Genomic DNA, 16,742 nt, shown 5'->3' with positions numbered 1-16,742 from the left:
ATGGACCAGGCACCACCACCTGCCGTACAGGCGGAAGGCGTCGTCAAACGCTTCGGGCCGACCGTGGCGCTGGACGGGGTGAAGCTCACGGTGCGGCCCGGTGAGTCGCACGCACTCGTCGGACGCAATGGCGCGGGCAAGTCGACGCTGGTCAGCGTGCTGACCGGCCTCCACAAGGCGGATGCGGGAACGGTCACCTTCGGTGGGGAACCCGCCCCCGCCTACGGGGACACCGCGGCCTGGCAGTCGAAGGTCGCCTGCGTCTACCAGAAGTCCATGGTCGTCCCCGACCTGACCGTCGCGGAGAACCTCTTCCTCAACCGTTTCGACGAGAAGTCCCGCTGGATCAGCTGGGGGAGGCTGCGCAGACGCGCGGAGCAGCTCCTCGCCGACTACGGCGTTCAGGTCGACCCGAACACCCGGGCACGCGATCTCGCCGTGGAGCAGCGGCAGTTCGTCGAGATCGCCCGCGCGCTGTCCTTCGGCGCCCGGCTGATCATCCTTGACGAGCCGACCGCCCAGCTCGACGCCCGGGGCATCGGCCGGCTCTTCGACAAGCTCCGCGAACTGCAGGGCCAGGGGGTGGCGTTCCTCTTCATCTCCCACCATCTGCAGGAGGTGTACGAGCTGTGCACGGCGGTCACCGTCTACCGCGACGCCCGCCATGTCATGACCGCCCCGGTGGCCGACGTCACGAAGACGGAACTGGTGGCGGCCATGACAGGCGAGAAGACCATCGGTGCCACCGCCTGGCACGCGGCCGGCACCGCCACTCCACCCGATGCTTCGGCGGAGCCCGTCCTGCGTACCGAAGGGCTCACCCTGGAGGGCCGGTTCGAACCGCTGGACCTCCAGGTGCACCCCGGTGAGGTGCTCGGGCTCGCGGGCTCCGCGGCCAGCGGCAACACAGCGCTGGGCGAGGTGCTGGCGGGCATGCGCAAGGCGGGCGGCGGTACGGTCCGGGTGCGCGGACAGGCCGTCCGCTCGGGCAGCGTGCCGCACGCCCTGGCGGCCGGGGTCGGTTACATCCCCGAGGACCGGCACGACCAAGGGCTGGTCCTGGAGCGCAGCGTCGCCGAGAACGCCACGCTCACGGTCACCGACCAGCTCGGCCCGTGGGGAACCGTACTGCCCTCCCGTACGCGGGAGTTCGCCCGGGGCATGATCGAATCGCTGGACATCAAGACCCAGGGACCCGAGCAGCCCGTCTCCGGCCTCTCGGGCGGCAACCAGCAGAAGGTGGTGGTCGCCCGCGCGCTGGCCCGCAATCCCAGTGTGCTGGTGGCGGTCCGGCCCACCGCGGGCGTGGACGTCAAGTCCAAGGACTCCCTGCTCGGGGTCGTCCGGCGGGTCGCCGACGAGGGCAACGCCGCAGTCGTCGTCTCGGACGAGCTGGACGATCTGCGGGTCTGCGACCGGGTCCTCGCCCTGTTCCACGGCCGGGTCGTCGCAACGTTCGCAAGCGGGTGGTCCGACGGGGAACTCGTCGCCGCCATGGAAGGTGTGGGGGAAAGGGAATGACCGGCACGATACGGCCGTCGACGGCCGACGACATCAACGGGGCACTGAAGGGCGGTGCGGGCGAAGACAGCCCGCTGAGCCGGCTCAAGCTGATCCGGTGGAGCGACTTCTCCCTGGTGCCGGTGATCCTGGTGCTGATGCTGATCGGCTTCATCGTCTCGCCGGTCTTCCTCACCTCCGACAACCTGATCAGCGTCGTCCAGCAGTCCTCCGAGCTGAGCCTGCTGGTCCTGGGCCAGGCGCTGATCCTCATCTGCGGCCGGATGGACCTCTCGCTGGAGTCGACGATCGGCATCGCGCCCGTTGTCGCCATGTGGCTGGTGCTGGACTCCGAGGGCGGCCGCTTCGCCGGCCTCGGATTGTTTCCCAGTTGGTCGGCGATCCCGCTCTGTCTGCTGGTCGGACTTGTCATCGGAGCCATCAACGGCTTCCTGATGCTGAAACTGCGGGTCAACGGCTTCATCGCCACACTCGGCATGCTGACGATGCTGCGCGGCCTCCACATCGGCATCACCGAGGGCAAGTCCATCACCGATGTGCCGGAGTCCTTCCGCTACCTCGGGAAGGCCTCGTGGCTCGGTGCCCCGGCCGCCGTCTGGATCTGCCTGTTTCTCTTCGCGATCGGCGGCGCGGCCCTGGCCTGGCTCCGCCACGGACGCTCGCTGTATGCGATCGGCGGAAACCCGGAAGCGGCACGCTCCGCGGGCATCCGGGTCGACCGGATCACCTGGATCGTGCTCGCCATCGGCGGTCTGCTGGCAGCGTTCGCGGGCATCCTCTACACCGGCCACTACGGGGCGGTGGCCGCGACCCAGGGCAACGGCTGGATCTTCCAGGTGTTCGCCGCAGCCGTGATCGGCGGCATCAGCCTCAAGGGCGGCCGCGGCACGCTGTTCGGTGCGCTGACAGGCGTACTGACACTGCAGCTGGTGGTCAACGTGATGACGCTCGGCGGCGTCCCGGCGCTGTGGAACCAGTTCCTCAACGGCGCCATCATCATCGTCGCCCTGGTCATCTCCCGCTTCGCGAGCGGCGAGAAGCAGGACTGAACCTCTCGGCTCACTCACGCCGGACGGGCCACTCCAGCCCGTCCGGCGTTTGAGGACCGGGGGCCGGGGCGGAGCCCCGGCAGGCCCCGGCCCGGGGCTACAACGTCGACCGCAACCACTGCTCGACGCTGGCGACATGCACCGTCGCCCACGCCCGCGCAGCCTCCGCGTCGCGGTCCCGCAGCGCCGAGAGGATCGCCCGGTGCTCGTGGAGCGTGCGGCTCACCGCGTCCTCCTGGGTCAGACCGCGCCACACCCGCGCCCGGGTCGTCGGCCCCGAGAGCCCGTCGAGCAGCGAGCAGAGCACCGAGTTGCCGGACGACTGCACGATGCCGCGGTGGAACTCCAGGTCGCAGGCCACCAGCTCCTCGACCGAGGGGCGCTCGCCCAGCGCGTCCAGCTGGGCGCTCAGCACGTCCAGCTGCTCCTCACTGATCCGGGTCGCCGCCATGCCGGTCGCGGCCGGTTCCAGGATCCGGCGGACCGCCAGGAACTCCAGCACCGTGTCGTCGCGGTGGAAGTCCACCACGAAGCTCAGGGCCTCCAGCAGCAGCTGGGGGTCGAGACTGGTGACGTAGGTACCGTCGCCCTGCCGCACGTCGAGAATGCGGATGAGCGACAGGGCGCGCACCGCCTCCCGCAGCGAGTTGCGGGACAGGCCGAGCTCCGCGGCGAGTTCGCTCTCCTTGGGGAGACGATCGCCGGGCCGTAGCGCACCCGAGACGATCATTCCCTTGATCTTCTCGATGGCCTCGTCAGTGACAGCCATGGGCGACCTCCAGACATCCGATGTATCGACCCATTATGCGTCCCCGGGGAGGACCGGTGTACCCATCGGAGGAATCGGCGCACACGAACGGGGGCGGCGCCCCCCGGACGCCGCCCCCGTTCGACCGTTTCAGCTCTTCCGCTCGCCCAGCACCGACTCGACGCCGGCCCGGATCTCGTCCGTCGCCAGACCCCGGATCGTCAGCGTCGTCCGGCGCCGCAGCACGTCGTCCGCGGTCTCGGCCCACTCGTGGTCCCGCGCGTAGGCGACCTGCGCCCAGATCTCCGGTGCGTCGGGGTGGATGCGCTTCGCGAGCTCCGGGTTCTCGTTGGCCAGCCGGGCGATGTCGAAGGACAGCGAACCGTAGTGCGTGGCCAGGTGCCGTGCCGTGTCCGCGGACATCCGCGGACCGGGCGTACCGCCGTCGACCAGCAGCCGGTGCGCCACCGCGTTCGGGTTGGCGATGCCGGGCAGCGGGAGCTTCCTCGGCAGCCGCGAGACCGGCTCCATGTCCTCACCGAGCGGATGCCCGGGGAGCGCGGCCAGCTTGTTCATCACGGTGCGGCCGATGTGGCGGAACGTCGTCCACTTGCCGCCCGCCACCGACAGCATCCCGCCGCGGCCCTCGGTCACGACCGTCTCGCGCTTGGCCTTGGAGGTGTCACCGGGACCGCCCGGCAGCACCCGAAGCCCCGCGAAGGAGTAGGTGATCAGGTCGCGCGACAGCTGCTGGTCCCGGATCGAGAAGGCCGCCTCGTCCAGGATCTGCGCGGTGTCCTTCTCGGTCACCGCGACGTCCGCCGGATCGCCCTCGTACTCCTCGTCCGTCGTGCCGAGCAGCAGCATGTCCTCCCACGGCAGGGCGAACGTGATGCGGTACTTGTCGATCGGGGTGGCCAGCGCGGCCTTCCAGGGGCGGGTGCGCTTGAGGACCAGGTGCGCGCCCTTGGACAGACGTATCGAGGGTGCGGCGTCCGGGTCCTCCAGCTTCCGCAGGTGGTCGACCCACGGACCGGTGGCGTTCAGCACCAGCCGGGCGGTGACGCCGAACTCCGTGCCGTCCGTACGGTCCTCCAGGTCCGCGCCCGTCACCCGGCCCCTGGTGAACCGCAGCCCGGTCACCGCCGCGTGGTTGAGGACGGTCGCCCCCGCCTCGACGGCCGCGCGGACCGTCATCAGCGCCATCCGCGCGTCGTTCATCTGGTCGTCGCCGTACACCGCGACGGCCTTCAGATTGTCCGTACGCAGCTCCGGCACATCGCGCTGCGCCTTCGCCGGGCTGATCACATGGCCGACGCCGTCACCGAAGGCGGACAGCGCCGAGTACGCGAACACGCCCGCGCCGAGCTTCGCCGCGCCGTGCGGTCCGCCCTTGTACACGGGGAGGTAGAAGGTGAGCGGGTTGGCCAGGTGCGGTGCCACCTGACGCGATACCGCACGGCGCTCGAAGTGGTTCTCCGCGACCAGTTTCACCGCGCCGGTCTGCAGGTAGCGCAGACCGCCGTGGAGCAGCTTGGAGGAGGCGGAGGAGGTGGCGCCGGCGAAGTCGCCGGCGTCCACCAGGGCCACCCGCAGCCCGGACTGCGCGGCGTGCCAGGCGGTGGAGATGCCCAGAATGCCGCCACCGATCACCAGGAGGTCGTACGTCGCCTTGGAGAGCTGCTCCCGTGTCTCGGCGCGGCTCGGAAGGGAGCCGGAGGCCGGGTGCGTCCCGAGGGCGGGGACGCTCTGCAGGGTGGTCATGTTGTCTACTCCTCGTCGTCCAGCCAGCCCATGGTCCGTTCCACGGCCTTGAGCCAGCTCTTGTACTCGCGGTCGCGGGTGTCCGCGTCCATGCGGGGGGTCCACTCGGCGGCCCGGCGCCAGTTGGCGCGCAGCGCGTCGGTGTCGGGCCAGAAGCCGACGGCCAGGCCGGCGGCGTAGGCGGCGCCGAGACAGGTGGTCTCGGCGACCATGGGCCGCACCACGGGGGCGTCCAGGAAGTCGGCGAGCGTCTGCATCAGCAGGTTGTTGGAGGTCATTCCGCCGTCGACCTTGAGCGCGGTCAGCTCGACTCCGGAGTCCTTGGTCATGGCGTCGCTGATCTCGCGGGTCTGCCAGGCGGTCGCCTCCAGCACGGCACGGGCGATGTGCGCCTTGGTGACGTAGCGGGTGAGACCGGCGATGACACCGCGGGCGTCGGGGCGCCAGTACGGGGCGAACAGGCCGGAGAACGCCGGGACGAAGTACGCGCCGCCGTTGTCCTCGACCGACGAGGCCAGGGTCTCGATCTCGGCCGCGGACTGGATCAGGCCCATCTGGTCGCGCATCCACTGCACCAGCGAACCGGTGACGGCGATCGAGCCCTCCAGGGCGTAGACCGGCTTCTGGTCGCCGATCTGGTAGCCGACCGTGGTCAGCAGCCCGTTGTAGGAGTTGACGGGCGTCTCGCCGGTGTTCAGCAGCATGAAGGTGCCGGTGCCGTACGTGGACTTGGCCTCGCCCTCGGCGAAGCACGTCTGGCCGAAGAGCGCGGCCTGCTGGTCACCCAGCGCGGAGGCGACCGGCACGCCGTCGAGCACGCCGCCCTTGGCGTTGCCGTACACCTCGGCCGAGGACCGGATCTCGGGCAGCAGGGCCGCCGGGATGTCCATGGAGGCGAGGATCTTGTCGTCCCACTCCATGCGGTGCAGGTTCATCAGCAGCGTGCGCGAGGCGTTGGTGACGTCGGTGACGTGGACGCCGCCGTCGGTGCCGCCGGTCAGGTTCCAGATGACCCAGGAGTCCATGGTGCCGAAGAGGATGTCGCCGCGCTCGGCGCGCTCGCGCAGCCCCTCGACGTTGTCGAGCAGCCAGCGGACCTTGGGACCGGCGAAGTACGAGGCGAGCGGCAGGCCGGTCTCGCGGCGGAAGCGGTCCTGGCCCACGTTGCGGCCGAGCTCCTTGCAGAGCGCGTCGGTGCGGGTGTCCTGCCAGACCAGGGCGTTGTGGACGGGCTCACCGGTGTGCTTGTCCCAGAGCAGCGTGGTCTCGCGCTGGTTGGTGATGCCGATCGCCTTCACGTCGGCGGCGGTGATGCCGGCCTTGACGATGGCGCTCGCCACGACCTCCTGGACGTTCTCCCAGATCTCGGTCGCGTCGTGCTCGACCCAGCCCGGCTTCGGGAAGATCTGCTCGTGCTCCTTCTGGTCGACGGAGACGATCCGGCCGTCCTTGTCGAAGACGATGCAGCGGCTGGAGGTGGTGCCCTGGTCGATGGCCGCGATGAACGGCCCGGTTCCGTGGGTGCCGGTGGTGTGTGCGTCGGTCACGGTGTACTCCCGGAGGTCTGTGTGGTCGTGGGGGTGACGGCTGTGGGCCCTGTGGCTCACGCGAAGGCGAGGTTGTAGAGCCCGCCCGCGAGTGCGCCGCCGACGAGCGGTCCGACGACGGGGATCCAGGCGTAGCCCCAGTCGGATCCGCCCTTGTTCGGCAGCGGAAGCAGCGCGTGCACGATACGCGGACCGAGGTCGCGAACCGGGTTGATCGCGTAACCCGTCGGGCCGCCGAGCGAGAGACCGATGGAGACGACCACCAGGGCGGTGATCAGGGCGCCGAGCGTGCCGATCCCGTTGCCGTCGTTGTTGAGGCCCTGCGTGAGGATCGCCAGGACCAGCACGATCGTGGCGATGATCTCGGTGACGACGTTCTGCACGGCGTTACGGATCTCGGGGCCCGTGGAGAAGATGCCGAGCACCGGTCCGGCCTTGGGGGCCGCGGCCTTGTCGACCATGCCCTCCTCACCCGAATGGGCGCTCAGGACCTCCGGATCGGTGAGATGGGCCCGGAACTGTCCGTAGTAGACCAGCCAGACCAGCACCGCGCCGATCATCGCGCCGAACAGTTCGGAGACGAGATAGAGCGGTACGTCGCTCCACTTGGTGCCGCCCTCGATCGCCAGGCCGATGGTGACCGCCGGGTTGAGGTGCGCACCGGATACACCGCCGACCATGTAGGCGCCGGTCAGCACCGCGAAACCCCACCCGAAGGTGACGGCGAGCCAGCCGGCGTTCTGCGCCTTCGAGCGCTTGAGCGTGACGGCGGCACAGACACCGCCGCCGAGCAGGATGAGTACGGCGGTACCGATGGTCTCGCCGATGAAGATGTCGGAGCTGGACACCCGCGACTCCTTTGTCCTTCGTCCAGGGAAGCCGAACCCCGGGTCCCTCCGGTGGTCCGCGCCCTCATGTGAGGGCGTTGCCGGCCTTGGCTCTGCCACACCCTAACGCGTATTTCCGTTAGGCGTTCGACAATGCCGACCGGTGAACGGCAGTGTTTCCCCCAGGTGAATGAGGCGTCAAGGGTTGTGTGTTCTATAACTCGATCGTTACCGGTGCTCGCAATGGTCCCGCACGGAGCTCAGAAGCGCCTGGCGCCCAGATCCCGGGAGACCGCGCGGGCGCAGTCGCGTACGGCGGCCACCAGCTCCGGCCGCAGCTCGCCGTCCGTGCACACCCGCTCCACCGCGCCGGTCACGGCCACGGCTCCGACCGGCATCCGGCGCCGGTCGTGGATGGGTGCGGCCACCGCGGCCACGCCCTCCCAGGTCTCCTCCACGTCGGCCGCCCAGCCCCGCGCGCGGATCAGGTCGAGCATCGACTCGAACGCCTCCGGATCGGTGACCGTACGGGGCGTGAACGTCTGCCGCTCCGCCTCCAGGGCCTCCGTGTGGGCCACCGGGTCGTAGGCCGCCAGGACCTTGCCCAGGGCCGTGGAGTGCAGCGGCTGCATGGCCCCGACCTCCAGCACCTGACGGCTGTCGTCGGGCCGGAAGACGTGGTGGACGATCAGGACGCCCTGCTGGTGCAGCACGCCGAGGTGGGCGCTCTCGCCGCTGGAGCGGGCCAGGTCGTCCGTCCAGACCAGTGCGCGGGCCCGCAGTTCGTGGACGTCCAGATAGCTGTTGCCCAGGCGCAGCAGCTCGGCCCCCAGCTGGTAGCGCCCGGACGCCGCGTCCTGCTCGACGAAACCCTCGTGCTGGAGCGTGCGCAGGATTCCGTGTGCGGTGCCCTTGGCCAGGCCCAGGGAGGAGGCGATGTCGGACAGCCCCAGCCGCCGCTCGCCGCCCGCCAGCAGTCGCAGCATCGCCGCCGCCCGCTCCAGCGACTGGATGTTCTTGGCCATCGCGCCGTACTCCTCCACCTCGTTCGACAATGCTGAACACTATCGGTCGATGCCGACCGATGCTCGATCGCGCAGGAATTCTGCGGCACCCCGACACCCCGGAAGACCGCCTGAACAGCATGCAGTCCGATTCGTGGGACAGAGTGACGGCCCGGGACGCCGCCCGGCTACCCTGGCCGGGTGCGCCTTCCGCCGAAGCCGCAAAGCCGACAGCCGTCGCATCCCAGGGAGTACATCCATGGCCTCGTCGCCGACCCCTTCCGCCGACAGCCGGAACCGAGCCGCAGCCCTCCGTGAGGCGCTCGCCACCCGAGTCGTGGTGGCCGACGGTGCCATGGGCACCATGCTCCAGGCACAGGACCCCACGCTCGAGGACTTCGAGAACCTCGAAGGCTGCAACGAGATCCTCAACCTCACGCGCCCCGACATCGTGCGCTCGGTGCACGAGGAGTACTTCGCCGTCGGCGTGGACTGCGTGGAGACGAACACCTTCGGTGCGAACCTGGCAGCCCTCGGCGAGTACGACATCCCCGAGCGGGTGTACGAGCTCTCCGAGTCCGGGGCGCGTATCGCCCGTGAGGTCGCCGACGAGTTCACCGCGTCCACCGGACAGCAGCGCTGGGTGCTGGGCTCGATGGGCCCGGGCACGAAACTGCCGACCCTCGGCCACGCCCCGTACGACAAGCTCCGCGACGCCTACCAGCAGAACGCCGAGGGCATGATCGCCGGCGGCGCCGACGCCCTTCTGGTGGAGACGACGCAGGACCTGCTGCAGACCAAGGCGTCCGTCATCGGCGCCCGTCGTGCCCTGGAGGCCACCGGCGCCGATCTGCCGGTGATCTGCTCCGTCACCGTCGAGACGACCGGCACCATGCTGCTCGGCTCCGAGATCGGCGCCGCGCTCACCGCCCTGGAACCGCTCGGCGTCGACCTCATCGGCCTGAACTGCGCCACCGGCCCCGCCGAGATGAGCGAGCACCTGCGCTACCTCGCCCGCCACTCGCGCATCCCGATCTCCTGCATGCCCAACGCCGGTCTCCCCGTGCTCGGCAAGGACGGCGCGCACTACCCCTTGTCGCCCGAGGAGCTCGCCGACGCGCAGGAGACGTTCGTGCGCGAGTACGGCCTGTCGCTGGTCGGGGGGTGCTGCGGTACGACGCCCGAGCACCTGCGGCAGGTGGTCGAGCGTGTCCGCGGTGTCGCTCTCGCTCCGCGAGACCCGCGCCCCGAGCCCGGCGCCGCCTCGCTCTACCAGACCGTGCCGTTCCGCCAGGACACCTCGTACCTCGCGATCGGTGAGCGTACGAACGCCAACGGCTCGAAGAAGTTCCGCGAGGCCATGCTGGAGGCCCGCTGGGACGACTGTGTGGAGATGGCCCGCGACCAGATCCGCGAGGGCGCGCACATGCTCGACCTCTGCGTCGACTACGTCGGCCGCGACGGTGTCGCCGACATGAAGGAACTGGCCGGACGGTTCGCCACGGCCTCCACCCTGCCGATCGTGCTGGACTCCACGGAGCTGCCCGTACTGCGGGCCGGCCTGGAGAAGCTCGGCGGACGCGCGGTCCTGAACTCGGTGAACTACGAGGACGGCGACGGCCCCGAGTCGCGCTTCGTCCAGGTCACCCGGCTCGCCGCCGAGCACGGTGCCGCGCTCATCGCGCTGACCATCGACGAGGAGGGCCAGGCCCGCACCGCCGAGCACAAGGTCGCCATCGCGGAGCGGCTCATCGAGGACCTCACCGCCAACTGGGGCATCCACGAGTCGGACATCCTCATCGACTGCCTCACCTTCACCATCTGCACCGGGCAGGAGGAGTCCCGCAAGGACGGCATCGCCACCATCGAGGCCATTCGCGAGCTGAAGAAGCGCCACCCCGACGTCCAGACGACGCTGGGCCTGTCGAACATCTCCTTCGGCCTCAACCCGGCCGCCCGCGTCGTCCTGAACTCCGTCTTCCTCGACGAGTGCGTCAAGGCGGGTCTCGACTCCGCGATCGTGCACGCCTCGAAGATCCTTCCGATCGCCCGCCTGGACGAGGAGCAGGTCAAGGTCGCCCACGACCTGGTCTACGACCGCCGTTCCGAGGGTTACGACCCGCTGCAGCGGCTCATGGAGCTGTTCGAGGGCGTCAACATGAAGTCGATGAAGGAGGGCAAGGCCGAGGAACTCCTCGCCCTGCCGCTCGACGAGCGCCTCCAGCGCCGGATCATCGACGGCGAGAAGAAGGGACTGGAGGCCGACCTCGACGAGGCCCTGCAGACCCGGCCGGCTCTGGACATCGTCAACGACACCCTGCTGGCAGGCATGAAGGTCGTCGGCGAGCTCTTCGGCTCCGGCCAGATGCAGCTGCCGTTCGTGCTCCAGTCCGCCGAGGTCATGAAGACCGCGGTGGCCCACCTGGAACCGCACATGGAGAAGTCCGACGCCGAGGGCAAGGGCACCATCGTGCTGGCCACCGTCCGCGGCGACGTCCATGACATCGGCAAGAACCTCGTCGACATCATCCTGTCCAACAACGGCTACAACGTCGTCAACATCGGCATCAAGCAGCCCGTCTCCGCGATCCTGGAAGCCGCCGACGAGCACAAGGCCGACGTCATCGGCATGTCCGGTCTCCTGGTCAAGTCCACCGTGATCATGAAGGAGAACCTCCAGGAGCTCAACCAGCGCAAGCTGGCCGCGGACTACCCGGTCATCCTGGGCGGCGCCGCCCTGACCCGCGCCTACGTCGAGCAGGACCTCCACGAGATCTACGAGGGCGAGGTCCGCTACGCCCGCGACGCCTTCGAGGGCCTGCGCCTGATGGACGCCCTGATCGCGGTCAAGCGCGGCGTCCCCGGCGCGACTCTCCCCGAGCTCAAGCAGCGCCGTGTGCCCAAGCGCGACACGGCCGTGCTGGAGGTCGAGGAGCCGGAGGAGGGCGTGCGCTCCGACGTCGCCGTCGACAACCCCGTCCCCACCCCGCCGTTCTGGGGCAGCCGCGTCGTCAAGGGCATCCAGCTCAAGGAGTACGCCTCCTGGCTCGACGAGGGCGCGCTCTTCAAGGGCCAGTGGGGCCTCAAGCAGGCCAGGGCCGGTGACGGACCGACGTACGAGGAACTGGTCGAGACCGAGGGACGTCCGCACCTGCGCGGCTGGCTCGACAAGCTCCACACCGAGAACCTCCTCGAGGCCGCCGTCGTCTACGGCTACTACCCCTGCGTCTCCAAGGGCGACGACCTGATCCTGCTCCACGAGGACGGCTCCGAGCGCACCCGCTTCACCTTCCCGCGCCAGCGCCGCGGCCGCCGACTGTGCCTCGCGGACTTCTTCCGCCCCGAGGAGTCCGGCGAGACGGACGTCATCGGCCTCCAGGTCGTCACCGTCGGTTCGAAGATCGGCGGCGAGACCGCCAAGCTCTTCGAAGCCAACTCCTACCGCGACTACCTGGAGCTGCACGGCCTGTCCGTCCAGCTCGCGGAGGCCCTCGCCGAGTACTGGCACGCCCGGGTCCGCTCCGAGCTCGGCTTCGCGGGCGACGACCCGGCCGATGTCGAGGACATGTTCGCGCTCAAGTACCGCGGTGCGCGCTTCTCCCTCGGTTACGGTGCGTGCCCGGACCTGGAGGACCGGGCGAAGATCGCCGACCTGCTCCAGCCCGAGCGGATCGGGGTCCACCTGTCGGAGGAGTTCCAGCTCCACCCCGAGCAGTCCACCGACGCGATCGTCATCCACCACCCCGAAGCGAAGTACTTCAACGCGCGGTAAGGCTCCGTTCGACGCGCGGTAGCAGCACGAGTCGTACACTGGTCGGTCCAGTGCAGGCCGGTCGCCCTCCTCCGGGAAAGGCGGCCGGCCTTCTCGTCCCTCATGGAAGGTGTGCCGGATGACCAGTACGATCCCCGCGTCCCCGACCCGTACGGCCGAGGGCGCCGCCCTGCAGGCCGTCCTCCTCGACATGGACGGCACCCTGGTCGACACCGAGGGCTTCTGGTGGGACGCAGAGGTGTCGGTCTTCGCCGATCTGGGGTACCGGCTGGACGAGGCGTGGAAGGACGTCGTCGTCGGCGGTCCGATGACCCGCAGCGCCGGATACCTGATGGACGTCACGGGGGCGGACGTCACCCTCGACGAGCTGACCGTGCTGCTCAACGACCGCTTCGAGAAGCGCATCGCCGACGGTGTGCCGTTGATGCCGGGAGCGGCCCGGCTGCTTGCCGAGCTCGCGAGACACGAGGTGCCCACGGCGCTCGTCTCCGCCTCGCACCGCCGGATCATCGACCGGGTCCTGGACTCGGTGGGCCGTCACCACTTCGCGCTCACCGTCGCGGGTGATGAGGTCACCCGCACGAAGCCCCACCCGGAGCCCTACCTCACGGCCGCGAGCGGCTTCGGGGCCGACCCCCGGCTCTGCGCCGTCATCGAGGACACCGCGACCGGCGTGGCCGCCGCGGAGGCCGCGGGGTGCCGAGTGGTCGCCGTACCGTCCGTATCGCCGATCGCACCGGCCGCCGGCCGGGTCGTCGTCGGGTCGCTCGAAGAAGTCGATCTCGCGTTTCTCCGGGGACTGGTCACCGGAATGCGGTGATCCGCACACCGAGAGTATTTCTGTGAATGAATGGAAAATCTCTCGCGAAAAGGCGTGCGTTTTGTGTCGCACCATGGTGTCGACAAGGCGGGGACATGCCAAAGCGCAAGGAGGTCCATCGCGTGACGTTCGTCACTCTTCACGCGATCGAGGGATGGCGGAAATCTGTCCGGCCACCCGGGGCACGTACCCAAGTGTCCCGATTGGTGAATCCGTGTACGAATCATTCCGGGAGATTCCGGGAGCGGGAAATTTACTCGCCGTTGACTTCCCGGTCTTTCTGAATACCCGGGGCGCGGAACCGGTCCGGGCCCACCGGCGGCGGCTACTAATGTCGTTTTCTCCATGACCGCATGAGGGAGAACGTCCACGATGAACCGCAAGACTCTGGTGCTGCCGGCCGTCGTCGGCCTGCTCGCGCCCGTACTCGCCGCCTGCGGCGCATCGGGCGGCGGGAGCGATGGCAGTGGCGCCATCGTTGTCGGCACTACGGACCAGTTCGTCGCCTCCGAGGAGGCCCCGGCACCCCTCGACCCCGCCATCGGCTACGAGGCGGGCGTCTGGAACGTGCTGCGGCAGACGGTCCAGACCCTCATGCACGTCCCCCGGGGTGGCGGCCTGCCCGTGCCCGAGGCGGCCGAGAGCTGCACCTTCACGGACACGGCGAACGAGAGCTACCGCTGCAAACTGCGCGCGGGACTCGAATTCGCCGACGGCAGCGCGGTCACCGCCGAGGACGTCAAGTACTCCATCGACCGCGTCATCCGGATCAAGTCCACCAACGGACCGGTGTCCCTGCTCAACAACATCGACACCGTCGAGACCAAGGGCGATCGCGAAGTCATATTCCACCTCCGGACCTCGGACGCGACCTTCCCCTACAAGCTCTCCACGCCGCCCGCCGGAATTGTCCAGAAGGCCAAATATCCGGCGACCTCCGCGCGCAGCGGATTCCAGGTGGACGGTTCCGGCCCGTACACCATGAAGCCCGAAGTGAAGAACGACCAGGTCGTGAAAGTCGTCTTCACCAAGAACCCCCGTTACAAGGGGGACCTGAAGGTGATGAACGAAAAGGTCGAGCTCGATCTCTTCCCCGACGCCACTGCCATGGGCAAGGCGCTCGACGAGAAGAAGATCGACATGATGACCCGGACCATGTCGCCGGAGCAGGCCCAGCAGATGCTGGAAAAGCCCAGGGACGACGTCAAGCTCACCGAGATGCCCGGCCTCGCGATCAGTTACCTCGGCTTCGACACCGAGGACCCCGCCGTGAAGAACAAGGCGGTCCGCCAGGCCATGGCCCAGATCATCGACCGCGGTCAGATCGCGAGCGAGGTCTACGGGACGACGGCCGAGCCGCTCTACTCACTGATCCCGTCCAGCATCACCGGGCACACCAACTCGTTCTTCAACAAGTACGGCGAGCCCAGCGCCACCAAGGCCGCTGCCATCCTGAAGGCCGCCGGGATCCACACACCGGTGAAGTTCACCCTGCACTACACGACCGACCACTACGGCGAGGCCACCGCCGCAGAGTTCCGGACGCTGAAGAAGCAGTTCAACGACACCGGGCTGTTCGACATCTCCGTCGAAGGCACCCCCTGGGCGAAGTACCGCCCGGCCGAGGTACGCGGCGACTACGCCGCCTACGGCATGGGCTGGTTCCCCGACTTCCCGGACCCGGACAACTACACGGCGCCGTTCCTCGACAAGGACAACTTCCTCAACTCGCCCTACCGGTCGACCCTGGCTCAGGAGACCCTCATCCCGCAGTCCCGCCGCGAGGACGACCGCAGCGCCGCCACCAGGACCTTCCAGCAGCTCCAGGACATCGTCGCCGAGGACGTCCCCGTCCTCCCGGTCTGGCAGGGCAAGCAGTACGTCGCCTCCCGCGAGGGACTCACCGGCGTCGAATGGGCGGTCACCTCCTCCGCCGACCTCCAGCTGTGGGAGCTCGGCCGAAGCTGACACACGATGCCGCCCCGGCCCCGGCCCCCCCGAAGGGTCACTGGGCGCCGGGGCGCACCAGTCCGCTCTCGTACGCGTACACCGCGGCCTGCACCCGGTCGCGCAGGCCCAGTTTCGTCAGCACATGACCCACATGCGTCTTGACCGTGGTCTCACTGACGAACAGATCGGCGGCGATCTCCGCGTTCGACAGGCCGCGTGCCACCAGCTTCAGGACCTCCACCTCACGGTCCGTGAGCGTGTGCAGGGTGTCCGGGACCGGCTCCTCGCCGGACGGCAGGTGGTCCGCGTACTTGTCGAGCAGCCGGCGCGTGATGCTCGGCGCGAGCATCGCCTCGCCACCCGCGACCACCCGGATCGCCTGTACCAGCTCATTGGCCGGGGCGTCCTTCAGCAGGAAGCCGCTGGCGCCGGCGCGCAGCGCCTCCACCACGTACTCGTCGAGGTCGAACGTCGTCAGCACCAGCACCTTCGCCGGGCCGTCCCGGCCCGGGCCGGTGATCTGACGCGTCGCCTCGACGCCGTCCATCCGCGGCATCCGGATGTCCATCAGCACCACATCGGGCTGCAGTGCCCGCACCTGGTCGAGCGCCTGGAGACCGTCACCGGCCTCGCCCACCACCGCGAGGTCGCCCTCCGCCTCCAGAATCATCCGGAAGCCGGTGCGCAGCAGCGGTTGGTCGTCGACCAGTAGGACGCGGATTGCCACGGGATCTCCTCAATGTCCTTCAAGGGCACCGGGCAGGCCGGTCTCAGCCCGGACCGGGTCCATTCTGCCCTGGACATCCTGCGTCGATTCCGCCGGGCGCACCGACAGCGGATACACCGGGGGAGTCCCACCGAATTCGGGACAGAGCGCCTGATGATCGCACCAGCCGCACAGCTTCGTCGGCCGCGGCCGCCACTCACCGGTCTCCGTCGCCAGCGAGATCGCATCCCAGAGCGCCAGCAGCTTGCGCTCCACCCGCTCCAGGTCCGCGACCACCGGGTCGTACGTCATCACGTCGCCGCTGCCCAGATAGACCAGCTGGAGCCGGCGCGGCACCACGCCCTTGAGCCGCCAGATCACCAGCGCGTAGAACTTCATCTGGAAGAGCGCGCCCTCCGCGTACTCCGGACGCGGCGCCTTCCCCGTCTTGTAGTCCACGATCCGGACCTCGCCCGTCGGCGCCACGTCGATCCGGTCGATCACCCCGCGCAGCCGCAGACCCGACTCCAGCTCCGTCTCGACGAACATCTCCCGCTCGGCCGGCTCCAGGCGCGTCGGATCCTCCAGTGAGAACCAGCGCTCCACCAGCCGCTCCGCCTCCGACAGCCACCGCGCGAGCCGCTCGCCCTCCGGGTCCTCGGCGAACAGCTCCGCCAGCTCCGGCTTCGACTCCAGCAGCCGGTCCCACTGGGCCGGGATCAACGACGTGGCCCGGCCCGGTGTGCGCTCCGGCGCGGGATTGTCGAACAGCCGCTCCAGCACCGCATGCACCAGCGTGCCCCGGGTAGCCGCCTCACTGGGCTTCTGCGGCAGCTTGTCGATGACCCGGAACCGGTACAGCAGGGGGCACTGCATGAAATCGCTCGCCCGCGACGGCGAAAGGGACGAGGGCGGCTGGGGCGGCCGCGGTACTGAGGTCATGACGAAGACCCTACGACCCGCCACTGACATCAATCGGCATACCATCGACCACAGACCCTCGAACACTGCATGATCGTGCCGAAACGGCACCG

General features: G+C 69.1%; 12 protein-coding genes. 5 read left to right on the top strand and 7 right to left on the bottom strand.

Features of this window, described 5'->3' with window-relative positions:
- Both OG446_RS06020 and OG446_RS06015 read left to right on the top strand, forming a co-directional pair.
- Positions 1 to 1,521 (top strand): sugar ABC transporter ATP-binding protein, encoded by a 1,521-nt coding sequence (locus OG446_RS06020; protein ID WP_328893039.1) that lies wholly within the window; start codon positions 1 to 3, stop codon positions 1,519 to 1,521.
- Positions 1,518 to 2,570 (top strand): ABC transporter permease, encoded by a 1,053-nt coding sequence (locus OG446_RS06015; RefSeq protein WP_328893038.1) that lies wholly within the window; start codon positions 1,518 to 1,520, stop codon positions 2,568 to 2,570. Before OG446_RS06020 ends, OG446_RS06015 begins: the two co-directional genes overlap by 4 nt.
- 97 nt (positions 2,571 to 2,667) lie before the next feature.
- Here the strand turns inward: OG446_RS06015 and OG446_RS06010 are convergent, their stop codons facing one another.
- The 5 genes from OG446_RS06010 to OG446_RS05990 form a co-directional block, all read right to left on the bottom strand.
- Positions 2,668 to 3,339 (bottom strand): FadR/GntR family transcriptional regulator, encoded by a 672-nt coding sequence (locus OG446_RS06010; protein WP_328893037.1) that lies wholly within the window; start codon positions 3,337 to 3,339, stop codon positions 2,668 to 2,670.
- Between the two features lie 129 nt (positions 3,340 to 3,468).
- Positions 3,469 to 5,082, bottom strand: coding sequence for a glycerol-3-phosphate dehydrogenase/oxidase (locus OG446_RS06005; protein ID WP_328893036.1), 1,614 nt, complete (start codon positions 5,080 to 5,082; stop codon positions 3,469 to 3,471).
- 5 nt (positions 5,083 to 5,087) lie between these two features.
- The gene (gene glpK, locus OG446_RS06000) at positions 5,088 to 6,629 is read right to left on the bottom strand and encodes a glycerol kinase GlpK (RefSeq protein WP_328893035.1); all 1,542 of its coding nucleotides are present in this window, start codon (positions 6,627 to 6,629) and stop codon (positions 5,088 to 5,090) included.
- Between the two features lie 56 nt (positions 6,630 to 6,685).
- Positions 6,686 to 7,477 (bottom strand): MIP/aquaporin family protein, encoded by a 792-nt coding sequence (locus OG446_RS05995; protein ID WP_328893034.1) that lies wholly within the window; start codon positions 7,475 to 7,477, stop codon positions 6,686 to 6,688.
- A 239-nt stretch (positions 7,478 to 7,716) separates the two neighbouring features.
- A complete protein-coding gene (locus OG446_RS05990) occupies positions 7,717 to 8,481 on the bottom strand; it encodes an IclR family transcriptional regulator (protein WP_389260037.1) in 765 nt (254 codons plus the stop codon).
- Between the two features lie 238 nt (positions 8,482 to 8,719).
- Between OG446_RS05990 and metH the strand changes: the two genes are divergently transcribed.
- The 3 genes from metH (at position 8,720) to OG446_RS05975 (ending at position 15,020) form a co-directional block, all read left to right on the top strand.
- Positions 8,720 to 12,232 (top strand): methionine synthase, encoded by a 3,513-nt coding sequence (gene metH / locus OG446_RS05985; RefSeq protein WP_328893033.1) that lies wholly within the window; start codon positions 8,720 to 8,722, stop codon positions 12,230 to 12,232.
- A 118-nt stretch (positions 12,233 to 12,350) separates the two neighbouring features.
- Positions 12,351 to 13,052, top strand: a complete 702-nt coding sequence (locus tag OG446_RS05980) for an HAD family hydrolase (RefSeq protein WP_328893032.1) — start codon at positions 12,351 to 12,353, stop codon at positions 13,050 to 13,052.
- A gap of 372 nt (positions 13,053 to 13,424) precedes the next feature.
- The gene (locus OG446_RS05975; protein ID WP_328893031.1) at positions 13,425 to 15,020 is read left to right on the top strand and encodes an ABC transporter substrate-binding protein; all 1,596 of its coding nucleotides are present in this window, start codon (positions 13,425 to 13,427) and stop codon (positions 15,018 to 15,020) included.
- A 37-nt stretch (positions 15,021 to 15,057) separates the two neighbouring features.
- Here the strand turns inward: OG446_RS05975 and OG446_RS05970 are convergent, their stop codons facing one another.
- Positions 15,058 to 15,729, bottom strand: a complete 672-nt coding sequence (locus tag OG446_RS05970) for a response regulator (protein ID WP_148016141.1) — start codon at positions 15,727 to 15,729, stop codon at positions 15,058 to 15,060.
- 9 nt (positions 15,730 to 15,738) lie between these two features.
- On the bottom strand, positions 15,739 to 16,584 hold the full coding sequence (locus tag OG446_RS05965) for a RecB family exonuclease (RefSeq protein ID WP_328898208.1): 846 nt from the start codon (positions 16,582 to 16,584) through the stop codon (positions 15,739 to 15,741).
- Positions 16,585 to 16,742: the final 158 nt, after the last annotated feature.

This window comes from Streptomyces sp. NBC_00236, assembly GCF_036195045.1.
In the GTDB taxonomy this organism is placed as follows: Bacteria; Actinomycetota; Actinomycetes; order Streptomycetales; family Streptomycetaceae; genus Streptomyces.
Note: the sequence above shows the minus strand (reverse complement) of the source record. Positions and strands in the feature narration are given on the sequence as shown.

What these genes read in the sequence shown, in the direction of transcription:
- OG446_RS06020 (WP_328893039.1), top strand. Translation starts at nt 1, where the DNA reads ATGGACCAGGCACCACCACCTGCCGTACAGGCGGAAGGCGTCGTCAAA.
- OG446_RS06015 (WP_328893038.1), top strand. Translation starts at nt 1,518, where the DNA reads ATGACCGGCACGATACGGCCGTCGACGGCCGACGACATCAACGGGGCA.
- OG446_RS06010 (WP_328893037.1), bottom strand. Translation starts at nt 3,339, where the DNA reads ATGGCTGTCACTGACGAGGCCATCGAGAAGATCAAGGGAATGATCGTC.
- OG446_RS06005 (WP_328893036.1), bottom strand. Translation starts at nt 5,082, where the DNA reads ATGACCACCCTGCAGAGCGTCCCCGCCCTCGGGACGCACCCGGCCTCC.
- OG446_RS05990 (WP_389260037.1), bottom strand. Translation starts at nt 8,481, where the DNA reads ATGGCCAAGAACATCCAGTCGCTGGAGCGGGCGGCGGCGATGCTGCGA.
- metH (WP_328893033.1), top strand. Translation starts at nt 8,720, where the DNA reads ATGGCCTCGTCGCCGACCCCTTCCGCCGACAGCCGGAACCGAGCCGCA.
- OG446_RS05980 (WP_328893032.1), top strand. Translation starts at nt 12,351, where the DNA reads ATGACCAGTACGATCCCCGCGTCCCCGACCCGTACGGCCGAGGGCGCC.
- OG446_RS05975 (WP_328893031.1), top strand. Translation starts at nt 13,425, where the DNA reads ATGAACCGCAAGACTCTGGTGCTGCCGGCCGTCGTCGGCCTGCTCGCG.
- OG446_RS05965 (WP_328898208.1), bottom strand. Translation starts at nt 16,584, where the DNA reads ATGCAGTGCCCCCTGCTGTACCGGTTCCGGGTCATCGACAAGCTGCCG.